We start from the raw sequence: 12351 nt of genomic DNA on the forward strand, positions 1-12351 counted from the left end.
CGACTATATAGCTATAGCCACCTGTATCAGGACAAAATAAAACCCAAATAGTGTGAGGCGGCGCGAAGCGCCGCCTCACACTATTTGGGTTTTATGTCCTAACAAGAATGGCGACAGCTATAAAATAATTATGAGTTGTCATCGTCTCAAAATTTGTCTAGGACTATTAATTAAATATGGAAAATCCTGCAATTACCGATTACGCAATTCATCCTTTGATTGCTCAGCGATGGAGTCCCCGCGCCTTTGATAACAAGCCTGTGGAAACCGCAAAACTAGCTCAGTTGTTTGAAGCAGCTAGATGGACATCCTCTTGTTTTAATGACCAACCTTGGACATTCATCGTCGCGACTAAAGACGACACCGTAAATTATCAAAAACTACTCGATTGTCTTGTCCCAGCTAACGTTGTCTGGGCACAAGTTGCTCCCGTATTAGGGCTAATCATTGCTCAAAAAAACTTTAAACATAATGGCAAACCTAATGCGTGGTCTGAATACGATGCAGGGCAATCGGCTGCAACCCTAGTATTACAAGCGACTGCTTTAGATTTAGTCGCGCACCAGATGGGTGGCTTTGATGCAGCTAAGGCGATCGCTGCCTTTAATATTCCTGAAACAGCGAAACCTGTAGCGGCGATCGCGATCGGGTATGCAGGAGAAACTAGCAACTTGCCCACAGATTTGCAAGAGCGCGAAACTGCTCCTCGCAATCGTCATCCCCTATCCAGCTTTGTGTTTACAGGTGAATGGGGCAATTCAGCTTCATTTGTTTAGATTTATAGCACTTTGCGATCAATCCCAAAACAGGAAAACATTTGAAAGCGTTGCAAAGCAACGCTTTCAAATGTTTTCCCGTGGATAGAGAGTGCGCGAAACGCACTCTCTATTTTTGTTATAGCAAGCCTGCTTGAGCTAAGCCCAAAATTAGCCCTGCGCCAAGAACATGACCAAAGCTAGTAACGGCTAGAAATTCGGGCAACCCAAAGCCTGAAAATAAACCTGGTAATTGCACAGGTAAGCTAGGACCAACACCTTTGACTTGAATGCCATAGCGAGCAACTACCAACGCAAATACGTTAGCTGTGATCATGACCAATCCGACACTTGCTGACCAAGTAGGAGTAGTGGGAACTGCGGCAAGTAAGTTAAAAGCTAGATGTGTCATAAATTTGTTTTCCTAAGTCTAATTACCTATAAATTTTTTAATTTCCATAATCCTAAGAGGTATCTAGACATCAAAAAATTCTTCTTAAGTTAAATTTATTAAACTTAGTAATCGTTTACAGTTAATCAAAAAAGCAAACTCACAAAGTGAGTTTGCTTTTTTAAAAAGTTTAGATTTCTTCCAAAACTTTAAAGCGAACATGATTAAGAGCAAGCTCACCAATGGAATAAGGTTGAGGTTGAATGGTCTCAAAAAATATTCCTTTCCCAATTTCTACATGATACCAAGGCAATCCCATAAACCAGCGAGTAGGGTAGGGACGGGAGCCAGTATCATCAGGATTTGACTCCATTGGCAACCATCCAATACTGGGAATATAGAACTCAATCCAAACATGGTTGTAATACTGATGCAGAGGGATATTCATCACCAAATCATTTTCATGAGGACATTTATAACGTCCCACTGTACGACAAGCAATTCCATTGAGTCGCGTTAGAGCTAGCAATAAACCTACATATTCACCACAAGACCCAGTACCTCTGACTAGAACTTCCTCAGGAGCCGCAATGTAAGGTGTGACACGATAGGAGAGCTTGTCGTAAACATAATCGCGAATCAACAACATCTTTCGCAAAATATTAGTTTCATCACCTACTGCCTCCCTAGCCGCAGCTTGAATGATCGGATGATCCATGCTCAATCCATCGTCATCCACCAAATAGAGCTTCTGCATTTCGGGAGATAGTTCAGGCACAAATTCCACCTCACTATCCTTAAGTTCATATTTGATTCCATGCAGTTCTAGGGTTGCTTTCCAGCCAAACATGCGAGATTCTTCAGGTTTTAGATTGCCGAGTTTAAAGGCGGCGACACGCTGACCATCAACAATTTCTTCTTCAAAAGGAATCCCAATTGGCTCGATCGCTAATAATTTTTGGCGATAGTTATCAGTGGGATAGGCAACTCGCCATGTGAGGTTATAGACGGAAGTTGGTTCTTCAGAAGAGAGTTCTTCAAGATAGATCATCTCCACTTTATAGCCACTAGTGAGGGTATAGTTTAACTTGCCATCTTGGTATTGATTAAATTTAAGACGATGGATAAAGGTCTTTTCACGGGTAGAAACTGAAAATGGCTGATCTAAGTCGTTAGGATTATCACGAATATAGTTTTCGTCACCTGAGTAAACCACATACAAATCATCTCCCAAAAATCCCAATCCCATCGGATTGGGAAATGGAGTTAAACCACGGTGCAAAATTTCACCTGTTTTGGAATTGAGGCGATAAATAGTCTCTTCAGTGCGATCGCTCACCCATAATTCTTCACCGACTAAGGTTAGCGCTTCAAATCCTGCCCCAGGTGCATCCATGATACGTAGCAAAGTACGGGTAGCACGTCCAAACACAAAAATCTTGCCAACTTCGCTAGAGCTTACATACACGCCACCCTCGGATACGGCAATACCATCAACTCGATTAGGCAGTTCCATAAATGGCTGCAAATCAAAGTCAACCATATTGCAGTAATAAATTCCATTGTCCTTAGTAATCCAAAGCGTATCTCCCGCGATCGCTAAGCCCGTGGCATCTCGAAATTGCAACGCTGTATAGTTATTCAGTACGGTTGCGCCTTCAGAAAGAGGATCGATTTTGAGCAGATGTCCTTGATAGGCATCGACACAAAGCGCGTAGGGTTTGCCATTATTTACATCAGTTACATCAGTTTGCCACACTAAACCGTGAAGGTTATAAGCGCCAATGGGATAAATCGTGCTTGGTAAGCTAGGCATAGGGTATTTAGACGGGTGAATAGGCGGATAATTTAGCAAAGCTTGGGGCTTTCTACAAATTCTGATCTGACTTCAAAAGCAACATTAGTTCCGTAGCGAAGGCAACAGTTGTGATATCTAGATAAGTATATTGCGATTTGCAAACCGCTACACCATATAAACACAGTTATAGATATAGCGTTTATCAGTCTAGTGAAGTACGGGTTTGTTTCCCCGCCTTCGGCGGGGAAACAAACCTTTATACCTAGTTTGCTTGTAAAGCGCTATCGCCGAATAAAACCCAATAACTGATTGGCGGCGCTCCGCGCCGCCAATCAGTTATTGGGTTTTATTCGGGCTAAGACAAGTAACTTTAGATAACCGTAGATATATGTAGCAGTCCTCAATGAGTCGTGAGAATCTCAAACCTATAGCAGCCCTTTGCCTTTCTGACAGATGAATTAGGATTGCTATAGCAGTCCTAAATTCATTTGTAGATTTTTGGGGTTTGTGGAAGCGCACCCCTTCGGGGTGCGCTTCCACAAACCATTTAGGATTGCTATATATGTTACTGTGATTGGTTGGGGTAGTTACTAAATACAGCCATAGCTCAAACGTTAAATACATTTTCTTTACATTTTTTGGATCGCACATGAGGCAATATTCTCTACTCACAACTATCTCTTATCTAATTGGTCCAGCGCTGATTATTGTCAGTCATATTGGTTCGTTACTTGTTTTCGTAACTGGTTTGTCATGGGGGGCGATCGCTTGGATCTTGCTACTATATTTCGTTCGTATGCTTGGGACAACGGGCATTTATCATCGATTACTTACGCATAAAAGCTATCAAGCTCCTGCGCCCCTATTATGGATAGGCTGTATTGTGACCGCATCGGCGGGACAGATGGGACCAAGTTGGTGGAAAGCACACCACATGCACCATCATCAACATTCCGACCAAACCATCGACACACATTCTCCCTATCATCCTAATCAAGGGCTAAAGGGATTTTATTGGTCACAGGGTGGGTGGCTATTATCTCCTCATTTTTTTCCCGACAAACTCCCCTCTGACGTAGAAAGCGATCTGGTCTTAAAAGTGATTGATCGGTTGCATTTCATCCCTTTAGTCGCACTGGGAGCTATCTCGTATTTCATCGGTGGGCTGGAATATCTGGGTGCTTTTTTTCTCAGCACAACATTGCTTTTTCATGGTGTACAAACGGTCAACTCTCTTAGCCATCTTGTAGGGGAACAGCCATTTATCACTGACGACCATAGTCGCAATAGTGGGCTGGTTGCTTTTTTGACTTTGGGCGAAGGTTGGCATAATCTCCACCATGCTTTTCAGTCATCGAGTCGTCATGGTATTACTATTCGCGATGGTCAAGTTACCTACTTACCAGATCCTACTTTTAGCTTCATTAAACTACTGGAGTTCTTGAAGTTAGCCACAAAGTTGAGATTGCCTAGCGAAAAAGATTTGCTAGCAAAAGCGAGAACCCAGAAGGTACAGAATTTAGAATTAGCGATCGCTTCAGATAGATCAGCTAGATCAGCAAAATCTTAATACCAAAGCACAAAAGTGTTGCCCCACTTTCGTGAATTAGTACAACATCGATACTTGCAGATTTGAATACAAAAAAGCCTTGCTAAGCAAGGCTTTTTTGTATTCAAATCTGCAAAAGATATATAGGAAAATCAAAACCCAAAGGATGAGTGGCAGCGCTCCGCGCTGCCACTCATCCTTTGGGTTTTATGTCCCGAGCAAAATTTACATTGCTATATTCAAATCTGCAAGTATTTTCTCATTAGAATGAACTTGCGTTAACTTAAATAAAATTTTAACGATCAAAAATCTCATAGGTAGCTATACTACATTTCAAATCAATAACTTAGAGTTCTTTCGTTAACTGCTACATCAAAAAACAAAATGTTCTCAAGTTGATATCTTGCATGATTTCCTGTCTGAGCAATCTTCTAAACTGAGAGGAACCACCATGACTTCTACGAATTCATTCCCCAACATACAAACTCATATCCCTCTTGTGGGAGATGCAACTCAAAAAAGTCCGATCGCATACAAAACAACGCGATTGATGGCAAGCGCTTTTAATGCAACCCAAATGGCAATGGCGGAAGCCTATGTTAATGGGATGGAAATACCAGATTCTGTTTTTCGATCGCTACTCCATACATCCATGCCGATTTTGTTTAAGCATTTTCCGAGCCTACTCGCTCCCTACGAATGGGTGTTACAAGAATCAGATCGACTCGCCGAATCTTCGCGAGAACTGATGAAAGTGCAGTATGACTTGCCTCAAGCCATGTTGAATAGGATGCTTGGCGATTGGCAAGTTATCTATCCCAAATACAGCACTGGATTTTGGGAAAATGGAGCGGTGGATTTAGAAGAATCTCAAAAGCATATGCTCGATCAGGTGATTGAGCGGCTAGAGCTTGTTGATGGTGATAATATTTTAGATTTTGGCTGTGGTTGGGGCTGTGTGCCTAATTACATCATGTCGAAGTTCCCGAATGTGCGATTTACAGGATTAAACTTGAGTCACCAACAATGCGAGTACATGCGTAGCAAGATGCAAGATCCATCTAGTTTCTTGAGTTCAGATCGCTTCACTCTGCATGAAGGTGATTTGAATGAAGCTCAATTTACCGAAAAATTCGACAAGATTCTCTCCATTGGAGTTTTTTGTCATGTTGGCAATCTCACCAATGCCTTCCAAAAGCTGGCTTCATTTCTTAAAAAAGATGGAAAAGTATTCATTCACATCATTACGGTGCGTACTCCAAATCATATGTCGTCTGGCTTCACGCACAAGTACATTTTCCCTCACGGTCGCTACTGGAATTATGATGCAGTCCCCAATCATAATCACGATCTTAAAACCATTGATCGCTGGTACATGAATGGCATCAACTACCATAAGACTTTGACAGCATGGTTAGAGAGATTTGATGACTCTCAAGACATTGCGAAGTCTCTAGACTATGGCATGGACTATGCCAAATTTCGACGGATCTGGCGTTTTTATTTGTTGCTTTTAGGAACAATTTTTGCAACTTGCGATGGTGAGTACAATGGCAATGGTCAATATTTAATGACTCATACCTAGGTATAAGAATTCTGCCGTTCTGATAGCTAAGCCCTAAAAAGAGTGTCAGGGTTAAAACCCTGACACTCTTTTTAGGGCTTGATGTCTTATACATGGTTTAATGATAAATACTTTAGCTTTATTTCGGTGCTATGACTCTTGATGCAATCGAATTTGCGGAAAATCCAGAGCCACGTTGCCCTTGTGTGTTGCTTTTAGACACTTCTGGATCGATGGGTGGGGAAAAAATTGCAGCTTTGAATACAGGGTTGCAAACTTTTCGGGATGATCTGTTGCAGGACAATTTGGCGAGTAAACGGGTGGAAGTGGCGATCGTTGCTTTTGATTCGACGGTGCGCGTAGAGCATGAGTTTGCTACGGCTGAGCACTTTCAAGCTCCAACTTTGACAGCGCAGGGTTTCACCTATACGGCTGCGGGTATTAACAAAGCCCTTGATTTGTTGCAAGCGCGTAAGCGCGAGTATAAGGATAATGGCATTACTTACTATCGTCCTTGGGTGTTTTTGATTACCGATGGTGCGCCCTATGGCGAGGATGCCTATCTTTTGACTCAGGCGGCGCAACGGGTGAAGGAGGAGGAGACTAATAAACGGGTTGCCTTTTTTGCGGTGGGTGTGGAAGGTGCGGATATGAATCAGTTGCAAACGATGTCATTGCGATCGCCAATTAAACTCAAAGGATTAAGTTTCCGCGAGATGTTTGTGTGGCTATCGGCAAGTATGCAGCGTGTTTCTCATTCTAAGCCCGATGAGCAAGTTCCTTTAGCACCACCTACCGATTGGATGTCAGTTTGATGAACCTTGATAATTCCTGTAATTCAGAAAATCCTGATCAATGGTCAGTTGTGGCAGTTTCCCTAGAAGGAACTAGTCATCAAAAGCGCGATTTGCCCTGTCAGGATGCTCATTTTTGGCAAGTGGTAGGCGATCGCATTTTGGTGGCGGGTGTTGCGGATGGGGCGGGATCTGTCTCGCTCTCGGAAGTGGGATCTTTGCTAGCGGTGCAAACTGCGGTGAAGGGAATTGCTTCTAAAATAGCGGAGTCATCAATTCCTGATAATGATGAAGGATGGAAACTGCTGCTTAACAGTGGTTTAGAAGATGCTTTAGTGGCTATTCAAACTGAAGCAGAATCGCGTCAGGTGAATGTGCGTGAGCTATCAACGACCTTGTTAATTGCGATCGCGACTCCTGAGATTGTGGCGGCGATTCAGGTGGGTGATGGGGCGATTGTGGTTGCTAATCAGAAGGGAACGGCGATCGCTTTAACTAGTCCTCCCATTGAGGAATCTCTCGATTTAGCTACGTTTTTAACTTCATCAAATGGCATTGATTCGGCTCAGATTTGTTTATGGGAAGGGAAACCTGCTCAGTTAGCGATGTTTTCCGATGGGTTGCAAATGTTGGCTCTGCAAATGCCTCAAGGTGTGGCTCATGCCCCATTTTTTGCCCCGCTATTTAAGTTCATTGTTGAGGCGAAGGATTTAGATGTGGCGCATCAGGAGTTAACAGGATTTTTGCGATCGCCTAGAGTTTGCGATCGCACTGATGATGATTTGACTTTGCTATTGGCTGCATTGACAAGTTAATAGCGCTATACTAAAAACGAGCTTTTACTGTAAGTAGATGAGGTGAAAACTATGGTTACTCAATATCAAGTTCGGCTGTTTCATAATGGGCGCAACCAAACGCTGAATATCCCTCATGCTTTTGAAATGCCAAGTAATGATGTGGTAATTCGCAAAGATGGTGAAAGGCTAATTATTGAGCCATTCAAGAAGGGGTCTTTACTGCAATTATTGGCAACTCTAGAAGATATTGATGAAGATTTTCCTAATGTTGACGATGGTTTACTACCACTTGATGATATTCAATTTTAGCTATGACTTATCTCTATCTGTTGGATACAAATATCATCTCAGATTTGGTGAAACATCCCAATGGGAAAATTGCTCAACGAATTGCTGAAGTTGGCGAGATTTGTATATGTACAAGTATCGTTGTTGCTTGTGAGTTGCGGTTTGGGTCAGAAAAGAATGGTTCGCTGCGTTTAAAACAGCAAGTAGATCAGATTCTTGAGTTGATTGCGGTGTTGCCTCTTGAGTCTCCGATTGAGTTTCATTATGCTGAGATTCGGTCGTATTTAGAACGGGAGGGAACATCCATTGGAGCCAATGATTTGTTGATTGCGTCGCATGGTTTAGCGTTAGATTTAACGGTCGTTACGGCAAATGTTCGAGAGTTTTCGCGTGTGCCGAATTTGGCTGTGGAGAATTGGCTGATTTAAACATTTAGGCTGTCTACTAAACAGCACAAAAATTCATGGATAAAAGTTACATTTTCTTAAAGATTGGATCGGGTGGCGAGGCGAATATCTATACGGTGCAGATTAATTCTGAACTGGTGGCGAAGGTTTATCATCAGCCGCATGGGGACTATGCGCGAAAGTTGGCGTTTATGGTTGCGAATCCGCCTGTCGATCCTTTGGCAAAAGAGGGACGGGTATCCATCGCTTGGGCGACTGAGTTGGTGACGGATTTGGGTCTGGTGGTGGGCTTTTTGATGCCTAAGCTGGATACGAGCAAGGCTAAGCCAATTTTTCAATATTACAATCCTTCTGAGCGCCGCAAGGAAAGTCCTACATTTAGCTATGTCTCATTGTTGCGGACTGCGAGAAATTTGGCGCGGGCGGTGCGATCGGTGCATTCGCGGGGATATGTGATTGGGGATGTGAATGAGTCGAATGTGTTGGTTGCTGATGATGCGATCGTGACTTTGGTGGATACGGATTCGTTTCAGGTGAATGATGGTACTACGGTTTATCGCTGTACGGTGGGTAAGCCTGAGTATACGCCGCCTGAGTTACAGGGTGTGAGTTTTCGGGATGTCGATCGCTCGGTGGAGCATGATCTGTTTGGGTTGGGGGTGTTGATTTATCAGTTGTTGATGGAGGGGACGCATCCTTTTGGTGGGGTGTTTACGGGGCAAGGTGAAGCGCCTGAGTTAAAGGATCGGATTAAGGCGGGACATTTCCCGCATGGTCGGCGCAGGGTTCCTTACAAGCCGATGCCTTTGGCTCCTGCTTTTCAGATGTTACCTGTGGCTTTGCAGGAGCTTTTTTTGTTTTGTTTTGAGGAGGGACATGGCAATCCTACGGCGCGTCCTACGGCAGAGGTTTGGAGTAAGGCGTTGGGTGAGGCTGAGGATGGTTTGGTGAGGTGTGGGGTAAATGGTCAGCATCATTACAGTGGACATTTGGGTGTTTGTCCTTGGTGTGAGAGGGCTGTGAAGTTGAGGGGACGCGATCCGTTTCCTGCGTTGGGTGTGATTAGTTCGGGGCAACATACAACCCCATTATCACGTTCGCAAATATCTAATTTATCTAACCCATCAGCTACGACATCACCAAGTTCTAAAAATAATAGATCCTCAACTCCTCAAACTATACTTTGGATTTCTTTAGCAATATTAGTTATTGTTTGTGTATTATATTTTGAAAATTTGTCTGCTAAAACTAGAACGCAACAAGCCATAGCCAAGTCTTATGTTCGATCTATGACTAGAATGCAACAAGCTTTTTATTTAGAGCAAAGACGATTCGCATCTTTTGATGAAATATCAGATTCTTTCGGTAGTCGATTAATAAAATTAGAAACTGATAGCTATAGCTATAAAATTTTTTCGGTAAATGGTCTAAACTCTTCTTCCAATGTTACCTACCAAGTAGGACAGGCAAAGCAAAAAGACCTGAAAAGTTATGTTAGTGCAGTTAAAGTCACTCAACAGGATAGTGACACTATTCCAATATCGATTGTTTGTGAGACGGATACTTCAACTACATCACAACCACCACTTCCAGTTATTGTGGGCGATGGCAAACTAGAATGTGCTGTAGGAACAGATATCTCTGATCGCATCTTTTGATGAAAAATGCAGCATTATGCTATGAATGGGCTTCAAAATGCATTGTCGTCGAATGTCGAATGAAGCCTAAGCCGTTAGACAAACAAATGGCTTTCTATTATGATAATTATCACAACAGAGTTATTTATGTGCATCGGAGAATAAAAAAAGATGAAATGGTATATCAAAGTCTTGAAGAACTATGCAGTCTTCAGTGGACGAGCTTCTCGAACAGAATATTGGATGTTTTTTCTTTTCCACATTATTTTTTCCTTGTTGTTGGGGGTTCTTGTGGGAATCCTGAGTTCTGTTACTAAGACAGATCAGCGTGTACTTGGAAATATATATAGTTTAGCTGTGCTGATCCCAAGCATTGCGCTAGGCTGTCGTCGAATGCATGATATTGATCGTAGTGGTTGGTGGCAAATTGTTCCCATCGTGAGCTTTATATTCTTGTTCTACGAGGGGACAAAAGGCGATAATAGGTTTGGTCCTGATCCTTGGGATAGCTCTCAATACTGATGCATGAAAGAGATCAAGTGCGATCGCTGATCTCGTAGGGTGCGTTCATGAAATGTAACGCACCTCATCTCTTTGCTTCTAAGTATGCTTCTTATGCGATGGACAAACCCTATGCCCAGCATCCCACCAAAGTAAATCCATCACACCTCTGTCAATTATTCCCCAAACTCTTCCCTTGCCCGTTAAACGCAAAGAAGTAAGCTCATCCAACTGCTCAGGAAAAATCTCAGCAAGACAGTCTTGAGCCTCTTTGACTAAATCATCCACCGAAATATTGTGATTTTGTTTCTTCGCATCCAGCAATATCTCCTTCCAAGTCATCGTCTCAAAATTTGCCAGCTTCTCCCGAATCGCATTAACTCCATTTGCATCTAGAATATGCCAACCAAAAGGATCGACAAACTCCATCTTCGCAACTCGCCAACTAGGGCTTTTCTGATAATAACTATTAGGATCTACCGCTATTCGAGGTTGCTTACTGGGAGATGGAACCTCTCTAGCCTGTTTGGGCTGCTTGACTTTCTTAACCATTACTACAGACTTCCGTAATACTCAGCGATCGCCGCCAACGAAATCACGCGATTTAATAAATAGCAAGTAGCAATCTAATATTTGCCTGAAAAGTGATGTGATTAGCGATCGCTGTTCTCTAAAAAGCTGAATTTCATCAAAAATTACTCGTCATCCCCAGCAATAGAAGCCAAAATATTCAAAATTTCAGCAGAACTAATATCATCGCGATCGCTCTTTGAATAGATAGTTAACAACAGTACATTAGTCGGCGACTCCACCTGATAAACCAAACGATAACCCGCGCTTTTCCCCTTTTGGATATTGCTATTCCTTACCCTGACCTTAATCACAATATAGTTTTCACCCAGACCAGCAATGCGATCGCCCACAAAATTACCAGCTTGAATTTGCTCAAAAACATCTTGAGTGTCCGAACGAATATTGCGATACCGCTTTGATAAAGTGCGTAGGTTCTGCTTGTACTCAGGCGACAAATCAATTTGCACTAAAGGAATATCACTCGGCATCGATTCCGTCCCACATTTTTTCAAAAGGAATACGTTGTCCCGCCTTAGCTTGCTGAAAAGCCCTTTTCAAACTCGCCTTTACTTCCTCAATAGGCGTATCATCAGGATCATCGTCCAACTCTTGAACTGGTTCAGAAAACAACACAATCACACGGACACGACTAGATATGTCCTCACCAAAAGGCTGATCCAGCAATAAATGCCCTTCGCGATCGATTGTCCCCGTAGCTTCCACTGCTCTCATTTAGATGACCTCACTAAATAATTAGAAATAAAATATACTGTAAATCTAATATAGCCTAGTCATTTAGATATAGACTTTTTCACCAAGACTTACCCTTCATTTCATCAGGAAATAACAAGCGATCGGACAGCCTATCTTGATCCAACGCCTCAATCAAGTATGCACCCGTTGTTTTTTGTTCTTCAATATCAGCATCACTTAACCAAGACTCTAATAAACTTACAGCTTTCTTTTGCCTCTCTTTCTGAGTAAAAGCAGAAGTCAACATTTGAATCACAAACTCCTCAACAGTAAGACTTTGCTGATTAGCTGCTTGAAATAACGAGCTTTCTAAATTTGGTGGAAGGTCAAGAGTGAGAGTCATAGTTATTTCCTCATCTATTCATGATTATTACTATACTACTATCAAAACGAATATCTAACATCGTTGTCAAACCTAGACCTATAATTACTCATCATCCCCAGCAATAGAAGCCAAAATATTCAAAATTTCAGCAGAGCTAATATCATCGCGATCGCCCTTCGAGTAAGTCGTCAGCACAATATACTGACCTTAACTGCAACA

The 12351-nt window shown here is 42.4% G+C and carries 15 protein-coding genes; 9 read left to right on the forward strand and 6 right to left on the reverse strand.

Annotated features, from left to right (window positions below; all coding sequences use genetic code 11):
- Nucleotides 1-176: 176 nt before the first annotated feature.
- Complete coding sequence (locus H6G05_RS18605; protein ID WP_190580228.1) at nt 177-776, forward strand: nitroreductase family protein; 600 nt, start codon at nt 177-179, stop codon at nt 774-776.
- A 118-nt stretch (nt 777-894) separates the two neighbouring features.
- Here H6G05_RS18605 and psaK read toward each other — a convergent pair whose 3' ends face one another.
- Together psaK and H6G05_RS18615 are read right to left on the reverse strand one after the other, a co-directional pair.
- A complete protein-coding gene (gene psaK, locus H6G05_RS18610) occupies nt 895-1167 on the reverse strand; it encodes a photosystem I reaction center subunit PsaK (protein WP_190580230.1) in 273 nt (90 codons plus the stop codon).
- Nucleotides 1168-1336: 169 nt separating this feature from the next.
- Nucleotides 1337-2962 carry a transglutaminase domain-containing protein gene (locus H6G05_RS18615; RefSeq protein ID WP_190580232.1) on the reverse strand — a complete coding sequence of 542 codons (1626 nt, stop codon included), beginning with the start codon at nt 2960-2962 and terminating at the stop codon, nt 1337-1339.
- Between the two features lie 631 nt (nt 2963-3593).
- Here H6G05_RS18615 and H6G05_RS18620 point away from each other — a divergent pair.
- The 8 genes from H6G05_RS18620 to H6G05_RS18655 all read left to right on the forward strand — a co-directional run bounded on the left by H6G05_RS18620 (nt 3594) and on the right by H6G05_RS18655 (nt 10502).
- Nucleotides 3594-4514, forward strand: coding sequence for an acyl-CoA desaturase (locus tag H6G05_RS18620; RefSeq protein ID WP_190580234.1), 921 nt, complete (start codon nt 3594-3596; stop codon nt 4512-4514).
- A gap of 430 nt (nt 4515-4944) precedes the next feature.
- Entirely contained in the window at nt 4945-6078 is a 1134-nt protein-coding gene (locus H6G05_RS18625; protein ID WP_190580236.1) for an SAM-dependent methyltransferase, read from the forward strand.
- Between the two features lie 131 nt (nt 6079-6209).
- Nucleotides 6210-6872 carry a vWA domain-containing protein gene (locus H6G05_RS18630; RefSeq protein WP_190580238.1) on the forward strand — a complete coding sequence of 221 codons (663 nt, stop codon included), beginning with the start codon at nt 6210-6212 and terminating at the stop codon, nt 6870-6872.
- Complete coding sequence (locus H6G05_RS18635; protein WP_190580240.1) at nt 6872-7666, forward strand: PP2C family serine/threonine-protein phosphatase; 795 nt, start codon at nt 6872-6874, stop codon at nt 7664-7666. The genes H6G05_RS18630 and H6G05_RS18635 overlap by 1 nt, the downstream gene beginning before the upstream one ends.
- A 51-nt stretch (nt 7667-7717) precedes the next feature.
- Complete coding sequence (locus H6G05_RS18640) at nt 7718-7957, forward strand: antitoxin (RefSeq protein ID WP_190580242.1); 240 nt, start codon at nt 7718-7720, stop codon at nt 7955-7957.
- Nucleotides 7958-7959: 2 nt separating this feature from the next.
- Entirely contained in the window at nt 7960-8364 is a 405-nt protein-coding gene (locus H6G05_RS18645; RefSeq protein ID WP_190580244.1) for a type II toxin-antitoxin system VapC family toxin, read from the forward strand.
- A 35-nt stretch (nt 8365-8399) separates the two neighbouring features.
- Nucleotides 8400-10001: a type IV pilin-like G/H family protein gene (locus tag H6G05_RS18650; protein ID WP_190580246.1), complete on the forward strand. Its 1602-nt coding sequence runs from the start codon at nt 8400-8402 to the stop codon at nt 9999-10001.
- A gap of 150 nt (nt 10002-10151) precedes the next feature.
- Nucleotides 10152-10502: a DUF805 domain-containing protein gene (locus H6G05_RS18655; protein ID WP_190580249.1), complete on the forward strand. Its 351-nt coding sequence runs from the start codon at nt 10152-10154 to the stop codon at nt 10500-10502.
- 78 nt (nt 10503-10580) lie between these two features.
- On the opposite strand, the gene H6G05_RS18660 is transcribed toward H6G05_RS18655, so the two are convergent.
- The 4 genes from H6G05_RS18660 to H6G05_RS18675 form a co-directional block, all read right to left on the reverse strand.
- Nucleotides 10581-11033, reverse strand: coding sequence for a hypothetical protein (locus tag H6G05_RS18660; RefSeq protein WP_190580251.1), 453 nt, complete (start codon nt 11031-11033; stop codon nt 10581-10583).
- 143 nt (nt 11034-11176) lie between these two features.
- Nucleotides 11177-11542: a type II toxin-antitoxin system RelE family toxin gene (locus H6G05_RS18665; RefSeq protein WP_190580253.1), complete on the reverse strand. Its 366-nt coding sequence runs from the start codon at nt 11540-11542 to the stop codon at nt 11177-11179.
- The gene (locus tag H6G05_RS18670) at nt 11532-11786 is read right to left on the reverse strand and encodes a type II toxin-antitoxin system RelN family antitoxin (protein ID WP_190580254.1); all 255 of its coding nucleotides are present in this window, start codon (nt 11784-11786) and stop codon (nt 11532-11534) included. The genes H6G05_RS18665 and H6G05_RS18670 overlap by 11 nt, the downstream gene beginning before the upstream one ends.
- 79 nt (nt 11787-11865) lie before the next feature.
- Nucleotides 11866-12150: a hypothetical protein gene (locus H6G05_RS18675; RefSeq protein WP_190580256.1), complete on the reverse strand. Its 285-nt coding sequence runs from the start codon at nt 12148-12150 to the stop codon at nt 11866-11868.
- Nucleotides 12151-12351: the final 201 nt, after the last annotated feature.

The sequence above is a fragment of the Phormidium tenue FACHB-1050 genome, from assembly GCF_014696925.1.
Classification (GTDB): Bacteria; Cyanobacteriota; Cyanobacteriia; order Pseudanabaenales; family Pseudanabaenaceae; genus Pseudanabaena.